Annotated in this window: 15 protein-coding genes; 8 read left to right on the forward strand and 7 right to left on the reverse strand. The window is 60.9% G+C overall.

Features of this window, described 5'->3' with window-relative positions; all coding sequences use genetic code 11:
- Positions 1–55: 55 nt before the first annotated feature.
- A complete protein-coding gene (locus ABK249_RS18030) occupies positions 56–1276 on the reverse strand; it encodes an FAD-dependent monooxygenase (protein ID WP_348863558.1) in 1221 nt (406 codons plus the stop codon).
- A gap of 456 nt (positions 1277–1732) precedes the next feature.
- Here ABK249_RS18030 and ABK249_RS18035 point away from each other — a divergent pair, with 456 nt between their 5' ends.
- The 5 genes from ABK249_RS18035 to ABK249_RS18055 all read left to right on the forward strand — a co-directional run bounded on the left by ABK249_RS18035 (position 1733) and on the right by ABK249_RS18055 (position 6840).
- On the forward strand, positions 1733–2179 hold the full coding sequence (locus ABK249_RS18035) for a tripartite tricarboxylate transporter TctB family protein (RefSeq protein WP_037145228.1): 447 nt from the start codon (positions 1733–1735) through the stop codon (positions 2177–2179).
- A gap of 3 nt (positions 2180–2182) precedes the next feature.
- Positions 2183–3688 (forward strand): tripartite tricarboxylate transporter permease, encoded by a 1506-nt coding sequence (locus ABK249_RS18040; RefSeq protein WP_037145226.1) that lies wholly within the window; start codon positions 2183–2185, stop codon positions 3686–3688.
- 32 nt (positions 3689–3720) lie between these two features.
- The gene (locus ABK249_RS18045) at positions 3721–4707 is read left to right on the forward strand and encodes a Bug family tripartite tricarboxylate transporter substrate binding protein (protein WP_227705681.1); all 987 of its coding nucleotides are present in this window, start codon (positions 3721–3723) and stop codon (positions 4705–4707) included.
- An 85-nt stretch (positions 4708–4792) separates the two neighbouring features.
- Complete coding sequence (locus tag ABK249_RS18050) at positions 4793–5773, forward strand: Bug family tripartite tricarboxylate transporter substrate binding protein (protein WP_227705680.1); 981 nt, start codon at positions 4793–4795, stop codon at positions 5771–5773.
- Positions 5774–5856: 83 nt separating this feature from the next.
- Entirely contained in the window at positions 5857–6840 is a 984-nt protein-coding gene (locus ABK249_RS18055; protein WP_227705679.1) for a Bug family tripartite tricarboxylate transporter substrate binding protein, read from the forward strand.
- A gap of 162 nt (positions 6841–7002) precedes the next feature.
- Here ABK249_RS18055 and ABK249_RS18060 read toward each other — a convergent pair whose 3' ends face one another.
- From ABK249_RS18060 to ABK249_RS18075, 4 genes are read right to left on the reverse strand one after another with little or no spacing between them, the layout of a single operon-like run.
- The gene (locus ABK249_RS18060; protein ID WP_348863559.1) at positions 7003–8601 is read right to left on the reverse strand and encodes a thiamine pyrophosphate-dependent enzyme; all 1599 of its coding nucleotides are present in this window, start codon (positions 8599–8601) and stop codon (positions 7003–7005) included.
- Between the two features lie 29 nt (positions 8602–8630).
- The gene (locus ABK249_RS18065; protein WP_210054843.1) at positions 8631–9860 is read right to left on the reverse strand and encodes an amidohydrolase family protein; all 1230 of its coding nucleotides are present in this window, start codon (positions 9858–9860) and stop codon (positions 8631–8633) included.
- A 39-nt stretch (positions 9861–9899) separates the two neighbouring features.
- Positions 9900–10235, reverse strand: a complete 336-nt coding sequence (locus ABK249_RS18070; protein WP_037145209.1) for a hypothetical protein — start codon at positions 10233–10235, stop codon at positions 9900–9902.
- A complete protein-coding gene (locus ABK249_RS18075) occupies positions 10222–10584 on the reverse strand; it encodes a Rieske (2Fe-2S) protein (RefSeq protein ID WP_037145206.1) in 363 nt (120 codons plus the stop codon). Before ABK249_RS18075 ends, ABK249_RS18070 begins: the two co-directional genes overlap by 14 nt.
- A gap of 95 nt (positions 10585–10679) precedes the next feature.
- Between ABK249_RS18075 and ABK249_RS18080 the strand changes: the two genes are divergently transcribed.
- Together ABK249_RS18080 and ABK249_RS18085 are read left to right on the forward strand one after the other, a co-directional pair.
- Positions 10680–11471, forward strand: coding sequence for an IclR family transcriptional regulator (locus tag ABK249_RS18080; protein ID WP_227705677.1), 792 nt, complete (start codon positions 10680–10682; stop codon positions 11469–11471).
- An 89-nt stretch (positions 11472–11560) separates the two neighbouring features.
- Positions 11561–12052: a MarR family winged helix-turn-helix transcriptional regulator gene (locus tag ABK249_RS18085; RefSeq protein ID WP_227705676.1), complete on the forward strand. Its 492-nt coding sequence runs from the start codon at positions 11561–11563 to the stop codon at positions 12050–12052.
- Positions 12053–12276: 224 nt separating this feature from the next.
- Here ABK249_RS18085 and ABK249_RS18090 read toward each other — a convergent pair whose 3' ends face one another.
- Together ABK249_RS18090 and ABK249_RS18095 are read right to left on the reverse strand one after the other, a co-directional pair.
- The gene (locus tag ABK249_RS18090) at positions 12277–12792 is read right to left on the reverse strand and encodes an RES family NAD+ phosphorylase (protein ID WP_348863560.1); all 516 of its coding nucleotides are present in this window, start codon (positions 12790–12792) and stop codon (positions 12277–12279) included.
- Complete coding sequence (locus ABK249_RS18095; protein ID WP_037145195.1) at positions 12785–13156, reverse strand: antitoxin Xre/MbcA/ParS toxin-binding domain-containing protein; 372 nt, start codon at positions 13154–13156, stop codon at positions 12785–12787. Before ABK249_RS18095 ends, ABK249_RS18090 begins: the two co-directional genes overlap by 8 nt.
- 183 nt (positions 13157–13339) lie before the next feature.
- Here ABK249_RS18095 and ABK249_RS18100 point away from each other — a divergent pair, with 183 nt between their 5' ends.
- The gene (locus ABK249_RS18100) at positions 13340–14869 is read left to right on the forward strand and encodes a S10 family peptidase (protein ID WP_348863561.1); all 1530 of its coding nucleotides are present in this window, start codon (positions 13340–13342) and stop codon (positions 14867–14869) included.
- The last annotated feature ends 29 nt before the right edge of the window (positions 14870–14898 follow it).

Genomic DNA, 14898 nt, shown 5'->3' on the forward strand with positions numbered 1-14898 from the left:
CGGCCGGCAGACCGGCGAACGGGCTTTGTGCGATTGAGCCGTGATCCGGGAGCGCCTAGGCGACAGCTTCCGGCGACCTCTGGCCTGTAGCGACCGGAACCTTGGTCGCGTCGTAGGTGAAGAGCCATTCGTAACGCTGCTTGATCTTGTCTTCCTGCCACTCGGCATTGACGTAATCTTCGGCGAGCTTGGGGTCCTTCAGCGCCGGATTGTGGAAGCGGCCGAGATTGCTTTCGGCGCCGCGCACGATCTTGCCAGCCCGCTCGACGCGGGCAGCTTCGTAGCCGGCGAAGGCGGCCTCGTAATCGCCGTTGTTCTCGGCGAGCGCGCGGGCGAGGATGAAGCCGTCCTCGATCGCCATCACCGCCCCCTGGGCGAGGAACGGCAGGGTCGGATGACAGGCGTCGCCGAGAAGCGTGACACGCCCCTTGGTCCACTTGTCCATCGGCGGGCGCAGCATCAGCGCCCACTTGTAAGGCACGTCGATCGCCTTGATCAGCGTGTGGACATCCTCGTTCCAGCCTTCATAGTCTGCAAGGCATTCCTCCGTCGTGCCGGCGACCGACCAGGATTCGACCTGCCAGTTCGAGCGTTCGACGACCGATACGTAGTTCATCAGTTCGCCGCGGCGCAACAGATATTGGATGACGTGGCCTCCAGGGCCGATCCAGTTGGTAGCGACCGGCCGCAGCATGCGCTTCGGCAGGCGCTCGACCGGGATGACGCCGCGCCAGGCGACGATGCCGGAAAATTTCGGATCGTCGCGACCGAACAGCGTCTCGCGAATCTTCGAATGCACACCATCGGCGCCGACCACGATATCGGACGTGGCGCTGGTGCCATCGGCGAAAGTGATCGTGACACCCTTTTCGTCCTGCTTAACGCCGACGCATTTCCTCGACAACTTGATGGCATCCGGTTTGATGCGGCGCACGCCCGCAGCCAGGACCTGATGCAGGTCGTTACGGTGAATGGTGATGTAAGGGAAGCCATAACGCTCGATGGAAAGCGGGCCGAGATCGAACAGCTTCCAGGTCTGTCCGGTGTTCCACAACCGGATTTCCTTGCCGTCCGCCTGGGCGGCAACGGACATGATGTCTTCTTCGAGCCCGAGCGCGAAGAGAATCCGCGTGCCATTGGCGCTGACCTGGATGCCCGCGCCGACTTCCTTCAATTCGACTGCCTGTTCATAGATGTCGACATCGAAACCCTGGCGGAGCAATGACAAGGCTGCCGTCAGGCCGCCAATCCCTCCCCCCACGAGTGAAATCTTCATACTCTATATCCTCTGAAATGCTGACGGATAGTCTCTCCGCGTCGCGTCCACCTGTCAACCATTTTTGATAAAGTATAATTGACTTTGTTCAAAACCAATTCCATATCGGATCGCCCGAAGCACCTCGAGATGGAAAAGCGCAACGAAAAGTTTCAGCATGTGGATCAAAAGCCCGAAAGAATGTCTGGAAATTACACCTAAGATATATGGCTTCCTGATATCTTTGAGGTAAGATCGGAAAACACGGCTCGGTGTGCTATCAGATCGATAAAAGCCGGTGGCACCGGATTGACTGACAAGAGGGATGTCCTTGTATATAGTCAAATCTTGTTGTTCATAGACGAATTCAAGTCCGCGGGTTCGAGGCGCAGATTTAAATCGCATGCGTAATGACGGTTCGGTTTGTGAGAGAGTAGCGGGACCGGTTGACAGAGAAAGGTTTTCAGGGAGGAAACCATGGTAATCAAAAGTCCGCAGGACTTCGGCGCGGGCATATTGTTCATCCTCTTCGGCGCGATTGGCCTTTATGTCGGTTCGGATCTTACCTTCGGTTCGGCTCGCAACATGGGGCCGGGCTATTTCCCGATGATCATATGCGGCCTGATCGTGCTGATCGGCCTGATCGTCACGGCGAAGTCGCTCTCGCTCGAAGGTCCCCCTATCGAGCGTATCCAGTTCCGCCCGATCCTCTTCATCCTGCTGGCGATTGCCGCTTTCGGCCTTTTGATCGCGGAAGTCGGCGCAGTGATTTCGTCGATCCTGCTGATCCTTTTTGCCGCCTATGCGCGGCGGAACGTCAACTTGATCGAGACGGTGGTCTTCGCGGTTGGCACGGCCGCATTCGTCGTCATCATCTTCGTATACGCGCTTGGGCAGCCTATGCCCGTATGGTGGGGCAGGTAAGCCATGGAAGTTTTTGATCACCTCGCAACCGGCTTCATGGCGGCGGGCACGCTGGAAAACCTGCTTTTCTGTCTGATCGGTACCATCCTCGGCACGCTGATCGGTGTCCTCCCTGGCATCGGTCCCATCCCCGCGCTTGCCATCCTGCTGCCGATCACCTTCGGCCTGGACCCGCTCTCGTCGCTGATCATGCTTGCCGGCATCTATTATGGCGCTCAGTACGGCGGTTCGACCACTTCGATCCTGGTCAACATGCCGGGTGAAGCCTCTTCGGTCGTGACCTGTATCGAGGGACACCAGATGGCCCGCCGTGGGCGCGCCGGTGCAGCGCTTGCGATCGCCGCCCTTGGCTCGTTCTTCGCCGGCTGCGTCGGGACGGTGTTCATTGCCGCCTTCGGCCCGCCGCTTTCCGCGATTGCCCAGCAATTCAATTCGCCGGACTATTTCGCGCTCATGCTGCTCGGCCTCGTCATGGCGATCGTTCTCGCGCACGGCTCCGTGCTCAAGGCCGTCGCCATGGTACTCATGGGCCTCCTGCTCGGTCTCGTCGGCACGGACATCAACACCGGGCTGACCCGCTATACGTTCGGCCTCAACGGCCTGTGGGAAGGCATCGACTTCCTGCCGCTGGTTCTCGGGCTGTTCGGGATCGTGGAAATCATCCGAAATCTCGAAAACCCACCGCCGCCGCGCGAGACGATCAGCACGCGCCTGCGCGATCTCTGGCCGACCAGGAAGGAAATCAGGGAAGCCTATCCGGCGGCGTTGCGCGGCACCGGCCTTGGCTCGCTCCTCGGCATTTTGCCCGGCGGCGGCGCGGTCCTTGCCTCTTTCGCCAGCTATACGCTGGAGAAAAAGATTTCCAAAACCCCGCGCAAGTTCGGCACGGGCGCCGTCGAAGGTGTGGCAGGCCCGGAATCGGCCAACAACGCTGCCGCACAGACCTCGTTCATTCCGCTTCTGACGCTCGGGATTCCGTCGAACCCGATCATGGCGATCATGATGGGGGCGATGATCATCCAGGGCATCCAGCCGGGCGCGGCGGTCATGACCACGCGTCCAGACCTCTTTTGGGGCATGGTTGCCTCCATGTGGATCGGCAACCTGATGCTCGTCATCATCAACCTGCCGATGATTGGTATCTGGGTGAAGCTGCTATCGGTCCCGTACCGCCTGCTCTATCCGGCGATCCTGTTGTTCTGCGCGATCGGCGTTTATTCGACCAGCACCGAACCGTTCATGATGGTCTTGATGATCATCTTCACCGTCTTCGGCTACATCCTCTACAAGCTCGGCTGCGAACCGGCGCCGATGGTGCTCGGCTTCATCCTGGGCCCGCTGATGGAGGAGAACCTCAGGCGTTCGCTGGTGATCTCGCGCGGCGATCCGATGATCTTCCTGGATCGTCCGATCTCCGCGACGCTTCTGGTCGCGACGGTCCTGATGATCGGTCTGATCGTCTTCCCGCAATTCCGGAAAACGCGCGAGGAGGCGTTCCAGGAGGAGTAAATATTTCGCACCATTTTGGAAGGAGGAGCCAAATGACTGCACAACATCCGAAACTGAAGCGACGCACCTTCGTAGCGGCGGCCATGGTGGCCGCCGCTCTGCCAGGTGTCTCGCTCGCCCAGTCCAATACCTATCCCAGCGATACGGTCACCTTCGTATGCGCCTTTCCGGCCGGTAGCGGCGCGGACGTCCTGGTCCGCTATTTTTCCGAAAAGGTGGCGGCGGTTGCGAAACAGACAGTGATCGTCGAGAACAAGCCGGGCGCCAACGGCAATATTGCCGCCGAATACGTCGCCCGCGCCAAGCCGGACGGCTATACGGTCTACGTTCATTCCGGAACATCGACTGCTGCGAACATGTCGCTGTTCAAGAAGCCGCCTATCGACGTGACCAAGGCGCTTCGTGGCGTCCAGTTCATCAACAAGCAGCCGTTCATGATCGTTGTCGCGGCCGATTCGCCGATCAAGGATGTCAATGAACTGACCCAGCATCTGAAAGCCAAGGGTGGCGACGCTACCTATGGCTCGACCGCCACGTCCGGCAAGGTGCTCGCCGAGGTCTACAAGCAACTCGCCGGTGTCGAAGCGACGGAAGTCTCCTATAAGACCGGTCCGGACTCGCTGAACGACATCGTCAGCGGCCAGCTCGACTTTGCCGCGCTCGATCCGGTTTTCGCGCTCAGCCAACACCGTGAAGGACGGGTTCGCATCCTTGCCGTCGGTTCCCCGCAGCGGATGAAATCGACGCCGGATATTCCGGCGCTCAAGGAATACGGCCTCGATGTCGACCAGCTCGGCTGGTGGGGAGTCTTCGTTCCGGCCCAAACCCCCGACGACATCGTCATGAAACTGAACGCGCTGTTCAGGCAAGTGCTCGACAAGCCGGAAACGGAGGCGTTCCTGAACAAGTTCGGGGGCGACGTCTATACGGGCACGCCCAAGGAGGTCGACGAACTTCTGGCCAAGACCGTCGAGGAGTGGCGCGGCTATGTGGCGACGGCGAAGATTCCGCAGAACTAGCTCGAGGACGCACGGCCTGCCAGACAGGCCTCGCGATCTTTGCGGACAAACCTGAGGAATGAATCCGGCATCGAGGGAGGACTACATGCCGATCAATACCGATATCACACGCCGAAGTCTCATGGTTCTGGCGGCCGCCGCCGCGTTGACCCATGCCGGCGCATTCGCACAGGATGCTTATCCGAATGGCCAGATCACCTTTATCTGCGCCTTCCCGGCCGGCAGCGGCGCTGATGTTCTTGTCCGCTTTTTCGCGGACAAGTTCGCCAAGGTTTCGGGCCAGACGGTCATCGTCGAAAACAAGCCGGGGGCGGCGGGCAATATCGCCGCGCAGTATACGGCCCGCGCCAGGCCTGACGGCTATACGATCTACGTCCACTCGGGCACATCGACGGCCGCCAACATGTCGCTCTTCAAGAACCCGCCGATCGATGTGGTGAAGGAACTGCAGACGACGTCCTTCATCAACAAGCAGGCTTTCATGTTCGTCGTTGCCTATGACAGCCCGATCAAGGACATGAAGGACCTGACGGCGATGCTGAAGCAGAAGGGCGCTAACGCCAGCTATGCGACGGCGGCAACATCCGGCAAGGTTCTTGGCGAAGTCTACAAGCAGGTCGCCGGCGTAGAGCCGGTCGAGGTGAGCTTCAAGGACGCCAAGGACTCGCTCAACGACATGCTGAGCGGAGCGATCGATTACGGCGTCCATGATCCGGTCTTCGCCCTCTCCCAGGCCAACGAGAAGCGTATGCGTATCCTGGCCACCGGTTCGCCGGTCCGGCTGAAATCGATTCCGGACATACCGACGGCCAAGGAGCAGGGTTACGATATCGACCAGCTCGGCTGGTGGGGCTCCTTCGTTCCGAAGGCGACGCCGCAGCCGATCGTCGCCAGGATCAACGCGCTGTTCAACGAAATCCTGGAACAGCCGGACACAGTAGCCTTCCTCGGCAAGTTCGGCGGCGACGTCTATATCGGCACGCCGGACGAGGGGCAGGCATTGCTCGCCAAGACCGTCGACGAGTGGAAAACTTATGTGGCTTTAGCCAAGATTCCACAAAATTAATCAACCGATTGGAAAGGCCCTCTCCGCATAGTGCCGGAGGGTCTTTCTCAGGTACCCTTACTAACCGCCATAGGAGATAAAAAATGAGAAAATGGCTTAAGAAGATCGCGCAAGCCACCGCCGCCATGGCGATGTTGTCGGTGGCGCAGATTACCCATGTCACTCCAGCCCAGGCTGCTTATCCGGACCAGACGATCACCTTCGTCTGCGCCTTCCCGGCCGGCAGCGGCGCCGATGTTCTCGTCCGGTATTTCGCGGACAAGGTTTCGAAGGTTGCGGGCGCCACGATCATTGTCGAAAACAAGCCGGGCGCAATGAGCAACATTGCCGCCGAATATACTGCCCGCTCCAAGCCGGACGGCTACACGATCTTCGTTCACTCCGGCAATTCGATCGCCGGTAACATGTGGATCATGAAGAAGCCGCCGATCGATGTCGCCAAGGACCTGATGACGATTGCCACCGTCAACAAGCAGGCCTTCATGATCGCCGTCGCCAAGGACGCGCCGTATAAGGACCTGAAGGAACTGACCGCCGCCATGAAGGAAAAGGGTGACGGCGGCTCCTACGCCGTCAACGCCACCTCGGGCAAGGTCATGGCCGAAGTCTACAAGCAGAAGGCCGGTCTCGACACGGTTGCCGTCCAGTACAAGACCGCCGCCGACTCTCTCAACGACATCACCAGCGGCGCGATGGACTTCGGTTCCTACGACCCGGTCTTTGCCCTTGCACAGCAGCGTGAAGGCCGATTCCGTCTTCTCGGCGTCGCCGCGCCGGAACGCATGAAGGGCGCCCCGGACATCCCGACGCTGAAAGAGCAGGGCTTCGATGTCGACCAGCTCGGCTGGTGGGGTGCCATGGTTGCCAAGGATACGCCGGAGGACATCACCACCAAGATCAACGGCTGGTTCAACACCGTTCTGCAGCAACCGGAAACCCAGAAGTTCCTGGGCGACCAGGGCGGCGACCCCTACATCTCCACGCCGGCCGAAGCCCAGGCCCTGATGGTGAAGACCGTCGCCGAGTGGAAGGACTACGTCGCGATCGCCCAGATTCCGCAGCAGTGAGGAGTGGTCCGGCGAAGCTGGAGAAATCGATCCAGTGAATCGATTTCAACGACGAACGCCCCGAACCTAAAAAGCGAGGGGCTGGTGCGCAGCTGAGGCCAGACAGAAGGAGCCGGCGGAAACGCCGGCTTTTTCATTGCGAGGCCTTGGATATCCTTGCTGCTATCCGTGGATGAATTTCCACGGGCTTACTTCATTTTCGATCGAAAGGGGCACTTCGATCAGCCATGGCCCGCCGCGGGTCATCGCCGTCTCGATCGCCTTGCGCAATTCGGCCGGGGCGCTCACGCGGGCGAAGTCCACGTGGAAAGCGGCGGCCAGCTTGCCGAAATCGGGATTCCTGAGCTCGGCGCCAATCAGCCGGCCGTTGAAATTCTGCTGCTGGTCGCGCTTGACGTTGCCGAAGGCCGAATTGTTGAAGACGACGGTGATGACGTCTATGCCGTATTGCGCGGCTGTCGCCAGCTCTTGCGCCGCGAACATGAAGCCGCCGTCGCCGGCGATCGACACGACCGGCACGTCCGGCCGTGTGACCTTGACGCCGAGCGCCGTCGGAAAGCCGAAACCGAGCGTGCCTTCGAAGCCCGTCGAGATGAAGGTGCGCGGCTCGTAGACCGGATAGCAGTACCAGGAGGCGAAGCCCGCCTGGCAAACCTCTTCCACCAGGATGCCGTCATCCGGCAGCGCCTGCCGGATCGCCTGAAGGTAGCCGTGATGCGGGCTGATCTCCTTGATGGCTTCAGCCGTTTCCACTCGGGCGCTGCGAATCGCGGCCTGCCAGTCCGGTGAGGCAATACGAGGCCCGATTTCTTCAAGCAGTGCACTAAGCGACGTCTTCGCCCGGCCCAGCACGCCGAGCGTGCCAGATATGCGGGTCAGTTCCTCCGCATCGATCTCCAACCGCACAACCGGGACTTCGGGCCGCGCCTGCCAGCGCCAGCTCGGCACCTCCAATCGTGTGCCGATGCCAATGATGCAATCGACGCTCGGCCAGAGCCTTCGCGCCTCGGCGATGGTGAGGCCGAGTTCATGGCGGTTGGAAACGACACCTCGGCCGGAACGGAAGCCAACCACCGGCGCATGCAGGAGTTCGGCAAGCCGGAGCACCTCGTCGCGCGACTCGAAACCGGCCGGCCCGACGAAAATCATCGGCCGCTGAGCCTTTTCGATAGCTCTTGCCGCCGCGCCGATCGCCACATCCGCGACCGGATCAGGATGCCGCTCCAGTGGCCGGACGATCTCGAACTCACCTTCTGCAGTAAACTGCTCCCAAGGCATTTCCACGGTCGCCGGGCCTGGTTTCAACGAGTGCATCTCGCGGAAGGCATGGGCGACGGCGGCGGAAACGTCCCCTGCCCTCTCGGCGCGCTCCGCGGACTTGGCGATGCCGGCAAGAGTGGCCCGCTGATCGCGCATTTCGTGCAGATGGCCACGGCCCTTGCCGAGAAAGGCGGTCGGCACCTGGCCGGTCAGGCAAAGCACCGGCTCGTTGCATCCCCAGGCTGTCAGCAAGGCGGCAGCTGTGTTCAGCACGCCGGGGCCGGGCACGACGGAATAGACCCCGGCTTGGCCGGAGGCGCGTGCATAGCCGAAAGCCATATAGGCGCAGGTCTGCTCGTGACGCGGCGTGATCACCCGCATCCCGTCGCGTTGAAGCGCATCAAACAGCCCATAGAGTTGGGCGCCCGGAATGCCGAAGACGGTGTTGACGCCATGTGCGCGCAGCGAAGCGGCGATCACATCGCCTCCGGTCATTGCCATCGATCAGGTCCCCTTCCCAAGTCCCGTGATTACAATGTCTTACGCGGTGTCGGGTCGAGATTGAACAGCCTTGCCGCATTGAGGCCGAGGATATTGCGCTTGGCCTGTTCGGAGAGGAACGGCAGGTCGTAGATTTCCTGCGGCAGGTCGAAGTCGAAGTGCGGCCAGTCGGAAGCGAAGAGCAACTGCGTTTCCGCGTTGATCATGTCGAGCGTCAGTTCCAGCGCCTTCATGTTGGTCGTTTCCATCGGCTGGGTCGTATACCAGCAGCTCTCGCGCATGTATTCGCTCGGCAATTTTTTCAGTTGCGGCGCTTCGGAAGGCCGCATCAGATACTGGTCATCGAGACGCTGCATCAGGAAGGGCACCCAGGCAAGCCCGCTCTCCACCCAGATGCTTTTGAGCTTCGGAAAGCGCTCCGGAATGCCGTTGAGTATCCAGTTTGTCAGATGCACCATGTTGCACCAGACGAAGCCGAGCGCGTGCATGCCAAGGAAACGGTTGATGGTCGAAAGCGACTGATCCTGCCAGTGATAGGCGGCGTGGAAGGCGATCGGCAGATCGCGTTCCTGCAGCATCGAATAGACGCGCATATAGTCGTTATGGTGGACCGGCTTGTGGCGCGTCGACGGCACGCAGAAGCCGATGACGCCGGGCTGGCCCGAAAACTCCTCGATGGTGCGCTCCGCCTCCTTGGGCACGTTGAAGGGCAGATAGGCGAGCGTCTTGATGCGGTCGTCCTTGGTCAGCACCTTGTCGATCAGCCAGCGGTTATAGGCGCGGCCGAGATAGACCTCCATTTCCGGCTGCGGATGCAATCCGAGGGTCAGCATCGGCGTCGGGAAGAGCACCATGTAGTCGACGCCGAGCGCGCTCATCGCTCGCCGGGTTAGCGTTACGTCCCGATGGATGCCGTCATCGACCTTTTCGCGAATACCCGCCTGGTGCGGAATGCGACCGCCGACATCCTGGTATTTCAGGCCCATGTCGCCGTTGAGGCCATAGGATGCGGTGCCCATCTTCTCGTCGTGGAAGAGCATCGCCTGATGGCGGATGACCGGATCCTCGATATATTGCACCAGTTCGTGCCAGGAGATGGTCTCGGTGTGATGCGCATCCACGTCGCAGATCAGCCAGTCCTGGAAGCCGCGCCGCTTGGCGGCCTTCTCGGCATGCGCGAGGATGTCGCGCGTATCGGTGAAGACGTCGATCTCCTGCACCGGCAGTTCGTGGACGCGATCCTTGTTCAAAACATCCATGTTCGCCTCCTCGAGCGAAAGTGAGTGTGGATTTTGCTCCTAAAGCTCATCAGGCCGGCGCCGGTACCAGAGCGCCAGTTCCATCGGGCCGAGATGCAGGGCCCTCAGGATTTCCGACACGGCAGACAGCGCTTCGGTTGCGGTTACCGTCTCGTCGCGGGCGCCGGTGAGCGGCCTGAAAGTCCGCTCCTCGCCGTCGCTTTTCGCCACATAGAGCCGGATCGCCGCCGTCATCATCCGCGCGACCGCCTCGTCGGAAATCCGCGACGCCTCGCCGTTTTCCAAGAGTTCGGTCGCTGCCTTCTCGATCTCGGCCGTCGCGTCCTCGATCCAGCCATAGGGGTCGTTGCGCAGTTTCTGATCAGAGAACGACATAGACCTGGCCCTCCCGGATCGCGAGTTCAGCACGGTGCAGGCGGTAGCGGCCCACAGGATTCCTGCCGGTCTCGAGGTTGAACTCCCAGCCGTGCCAGGGGCAGGCAACGTGCATGTTTCCCTCATTGTACTGAAGCGTGCGCACCTCGCAGTTCTCATCGACCGGCTCGACCACCTCCGGATAGATGCGGCCCTGACAGATCGGCCCCTGCCGGTGTGGGCACATATTGTGCCAGGCGTGCAACGCGCCCTTCACCCGGAAGATGCCGATTTCCTTGTCGCCGCAAGCGACGACCTTGCGGCCGCCATCGACGATCTCATGTTCCGAACAAACCAGATATTCCGCCAAGGTTCTCCTCCCTTCCTTCGCGTGCACTTCAATATTATTGAAACAGTTCGCTTATATTGTATAAAGATGACCGCGAACGTCAAGCGGAGCGGGATATGGATATATCGGCAGATAAAGAAACGGCCCCGAGGGGTGCGGGCATCCAGTCGCTGGAAAAGGGCTTGCGTGTGCTGACGACAATCCAGCATGCGGGCCGTGCAATGCGGCTGAACGACATTGCCGCTGCGGCAGGGATGACGCCCAGTATGGCGCATGGTTATCTCGTCAGCCTCGTGCGCACCGGCTTTGTGGTCCAGGATCGAATTTCCGGCCTCTACGACCTCGGCGATGCGGCGCTGCAACTCGGGCTTGCCGCGCTTTCCCGCACCGACTTCCTGAGCCTCGCTCGCTCGACGATTTCGGAACTCGCGGCCGTACTTGGCGAGACGGTGACGCTTGCGGTGTGGAACGGTGACGCGCCGGTCGTGGTCGACAAGATCGAAGGCCGCTCGGACAGTGTCTACGAAATCAAGGTCGGTTCGCTCGTCCGCCTCTGGCCGACGGCGACGGGCCGCGCCTTCATGGCGCACCTTCCGCGGGACGAATGGGAGCCCCATCTGCACGCCATGATGCGGCAGGGCGGCGAGAGCGAGACCTCGATCGAGCGATTTATCGCCGATCTTCCGGGGGTACGCGAGAAAGGCTATGCCGCAACCTTGCCGGCCACGGTGCCGGATTTTTCCGCCATCGCTGTCCCCGTCTTCGATCATCGAGGACACTTGAAGGCGGTCCTCACCGTTCTCGGCCGGCAGGATGGCTTCGACATCACACCCACCGGCGCGCCGCTAACCGCTACGCTTCGCGCTGCGAAATCGCTTTCGCAGCGACTTGGCGCCTCAGTAAGTTGAGGGTTTCTACTCGGACCTGCTTGTGCCGCCGCACTTTCTCGGTTACCCGCTTATATAACCATTTGGAAATAAGGGATCACCGCACCAAGATGGCTGAAGACGTGAAGCCCAAAGACACACCTGCCGGCGAATGGGCGATGGACCATCCCCGCGCCATCTATTTCCTGAACCAGGCAAACCATGCAGTCCGCAGCCGGCTTGAAGCAGCACTTGCCCCCATGCAGATGACCGGCATTCAGTACACCGTGTTGAGCGTGATCGGTGCCCGCGACGGCTTGTCCTCCGCAGAACTTTCCCGCCGCTTCTTCGTCACACCGCAGACCATGAACGAATTGATCGGCAGCCTGCAGCGCCGTAACCTCATCACCCGCAAGGAAGATCCGGCCAATCGCCGCATCCTGCGCATGAGTCTGACGGCCGAAGGCAAGCGTATGATCAAAGCCTGCGATGCGGCGGCCGACACCATCGAACGCGATGTCTTCTCCTTCCTGCCGCAGGAAAGCTATCAGCAGTTCCGCGGTCTTTGCCGCCTTATTGCCCGCAACTTGCGTGAGCGCGACGAAACTTCGAAGGCAGAGTAATAAAGGCCATGTTACGCCTTGCGATTGCAGCGCCCTGCAGCTTCGCAAGTTTGAGTGCCGATATCTTACCAAACGTTAATTTGACGTAAGGTTATGCTCCGCTCTTAGCTTCCCGCCAGCCGCCATGACGGCGGTCAGAGGCTCGCATTCCTGGCTCGAGATTCGGGCCGCGAGCCTCGTCCATGCCTTGAAAGGCTAGCCCCAGGGAAACGTCGCGGTTTCCGTCATAGCCAGGATGCGGCATTCCTCGGCAGCCGCCCGTCCGGATCGATGACGATCAGGCTCGGTTCCCCCTGCCCATTCCAGCGCCAGAGCGCCACGCATGTGCCACCGGGTGACATGAAGGACGGGTAGACGATGCCGTCAAAGCCTTGGTCGACGAGCCTCTCTCTCAAGGCATGGGTCGCCGGCAACCGCCCGGCATCAAGGTCCGCCCGCCATTCACAGTGATGGATGGCTTCATTGACGCCGTGGTCCGCAAGCGCGGCCGGATCGATGAGGTTCGCCAGCCGTGCGCCTGTGAGCCGAAGCTGCGCGATCAGGGCCGGATGCTGCACGAAGCCCTGATTGTATTCGGCCCAGGCGGTGGAAAGCTCGCGGGCGGCATAGATGGTCGGCGACCCGACCGGGTTCCAGCGCCCGCCGAAGCGTGCTGCACCATCGCCGGAAAGCGGCGCATGCGCCCAGCGCGGCACATAAGCCCGCCAGAGGAACAGTGCCTCCTCGTCCGGTTCAGGCATAGACGCCGGAACGCACCGCCTCCAGATAGGCAAGCACCTTGTCAGCCTTGCCCTCGCCGACGAGGTCATAAGCCGTCTTGCCGGCCCAGCCGGGGATCGGCTGATGCTTGAACCAGATTGCGGCGCGGTTCTCGTCGCCGGCCATCTCGCTCGCCATGGCGAGAATGCGGACGACGGGAGAGAGTGCGAGGTCGACCTTGCGTGCGCCGCTTTTGGCGGTCAGCGTGTTGCGGGCGACGCCGATCAGCTTTGCCAACTCGACCTGCGTCACGCCGAGCAATTCGGAAACACGCCGCGCAGAGAGGAAAGAGGAGTGCGCCTCACTGAAGGAGGCAGCGCTCATTTCGAATGCATGTGCAGTCATTGGACCAATCCTGATACAGGCTTAACCATTTCATGCTCAATATGAGTTCAAATCGTGTCAGTTTCAAGTCTGCCCGGTCCCGCGGCGCCTCGATCAATCGGAGTTGAGTTTTGCGGATCGGTTTGCCGCTCTACATAGAGCTTCGGCTGGATCAGGCCGGCCGGGGCCAAGGAGGATTTCAGTTTGCAGTTCCATCGTATCGTTACATCTTTCGCCGTGCTGCTCGCACTTTCCGCACCGGTCTTTGCGCAACAGGACCACGGCGGAGACGAGCGCCCTGAACGCGCCCGCCAGGCGGAACAACCGACATCCGGCGGCATTTTCAGCCTGATCCCGGCCGATTCCACGACCGAGCATGTCTTCAAGGCGCCTTCCGGCGAACTGCCCTATACAGCGACTGTCGGCACACTCGACCTTTTCGGACAGGACGGGAACCGCACAGCCAAGATCTTCTATACCGCCTATGTTGCCAAGAACCGTACCGCCGGCCGGCCGCTCACCTTCGCCTTCAACGGTGGGCCGGGGGCTGCTTCGGCCTATTTGCATCTGGGGCTGATCGGCCCGAGAATTCTCGAATTCGGCGCGAGCAGCGACAACGGCACGACGCCGGAGCTCAGGGACAATCCCGAAAGCTGGCTTGCATTCACCGATCTGGTGCTGATCGATCCGGTCGGCACAGGCTGGAGCCGGGCGGCGAGTGATGATGCAGCCCGGAGTTTCTACGGTGTGCGGCAGGATGCCGAAAGCCTCGCGAAGGCGATCGCTCTCTACGCTCAGAAGACCAACCGGCTCGATGCGCCGAAATACCTGCTCGGCGAGAGTTATGGCGGGTTTCGTGCCGCCAAAGTGGCCGCGTCACTCAGAAATACCCAAGGCATCCTGACTTCCGGCATCATCATGCTCTCGCCATTGATCGAGGGGCGTTTTCTTGCCAATTCGGATGATCCGCTCAGCGCCGCCTTGCAGCTTCCTTCCCTCGCGGCTGGCAAGTTGGAGCAACGCAATCAGTTTACCCCGGAAAAGCTTGCCGAGGCCGAACGTTTCGCCATGGGCGATTATCTCGTCGCGCTGGCAGGCCCCTCCCCCGGCGGTCCGGCCGCCGATGCGCTTTACGGCCGTGTGGCCGAGCTTACCGGCATTCCGCAGGATGTGGTGGCTCGCACGCGCGGCTTCGTGGGTGATGTCTACGCCAAGCAGATGGGTGGACCTGGCAGGATAATCAGTCCCTATGATGCGTCCTATGCGGTGCCGGATGCCTATCCGGAAGACGTCAATAACCGCAACGACGATCCCATCCTCGACGGCTATACGCGCGCCTACGGCGCTGCCTTTGCGGCCTATGCCCGTAACGAACTCAGGTTTTCAACCGAGATGACCTACAATCTCCTCAATGAGGATGTGAACCGCCGCTGGGAATGGAATGGCAGCCGCGGCGGTGATAGCCGATCCCTTGCTGGCGCTTCCACCGACATCCGCGACCTGCTCTCCGTCATCCCGACCTTCCGGCTGATGATCGCGCATGGCTACAGCGACGCGCTGACACCCTATGGCGCGAGCCGCTACGTCATCGACCATCTGCCGCCCGAGCTCGCCGCCGGTCGCGCCGAGCTGAAGACCTATCGCGGCGGACACATGTTCTACACAAAGCCGGAGTCCCGGAAGAGCTTTGCTGCGGATGTGAGGACGTTCTACGAGGCGAACGCGACCGATTGAACGCTTATCGGAGGCCGATTGTCCTGACA

The sequence above is a fragment of the Neorhizobium phenanthreniclasticum genome, assembly GCF_040066075.1.
GTDB classification, from domain to species: Bacteria; Pseudomonadota; Alphaproteobacteria; order Rhizobiales; family Rhizobiaceae; genus Neorhizobium; species Neorhizobium petrolearium.

Bases quoted from the DNA above. Each gene is read 5' to 3' on its own strand.
- ABK249_RS18030 (WP_348863558.1), bottom strand. From the start codon at position 1,276: ATGAAGATTTCACTCGTGGGGGGAGGGATTGGCGGCCTGACGGCAGCC.
- ABK249_RS18035 (WP_037145228.1), top strand. From the start codon at position 1,733: ATGGTAATCAAAAGTCCGCAGGACTTCGGCGCGGGCATATTGTTCATC.
- ABK249_RS18040 (WP_037145226.1), top strand. From the start codon at position 2,183: ATGGAAGTTTTTGATCACCTCGCAACCGGCTTCATGGCGGCGGGCACG.
- ABK249_RS18045 (WP_227705681.1), top strand. From the start codon at position 3,721: ATGACTGCACAACATCCGAAACTGAAGCGACGCACCTTCGTAGCGGCG.
- ABK249_RS18050 (WP_227705680.1), top strand. From the start codon at position 4,793: ATGCCGATCAATACCGATATCACACGCCGAAGTCTCATGGTTCTGGCG.
- ABK249_RS18055 (WP_227705679.1), top strand. From the start codon at position 5,857: ATGAGAAAATGGCTTAAGAAGATCGCGCAAGCCACCGCCGCCATGGCG.
- ABK249_RS18060 (WP_348863559.1), bottom strand. From the start codon at position 8,601: ATGGCAATGACCGGAGGCGATGTGATCGCCGCTTCGCTGCGCGCACAT.
- ABK249_RS18065 (WP_210054843.1), bottom strand. From the start codon at position 9,860: ATGGATGTTTTGAACAAGGATCGCGTCCACGAACTGCCGGTGCAGGAG.
- ABK249_RS18070 (WP_037145209.1), bottom strand. From the start codon at position 10,235: ATGTCGTTCTCTGATCAGAAACTGCGCAACGACCCCTATGGCTGGATC.
- ABK249_RS18080 (WP_227705677.1), top strand. From the start codon at position 10,680: ATGGATATATCGGCAGATAAAGAAACGGCCCCGAGGGGTGCGGGCATC.
- ABK249_RS18085 (WP_227705676.1), top strand. From the start codon at position 11,561: ATGGCTGAAGACGTGAAGCCCAAAGACACACCTGCCGGCGAATGGGCG.
- ABK249_RS18090 (WP_348863560.1), bottom strand. From the start codon at position 12,792: ATGCCTGAACCGGACGAGGAGGCACTGTTCCTCTGGCGGGCTTATGTG.
- ABK249_RS18095 (WP_037145195.1), bottom strand. From the start codon at position 13,156: ATGACTGCACATGCATTCGAAATGAGCGCTGCCTCCTTCAGTGAGGCG.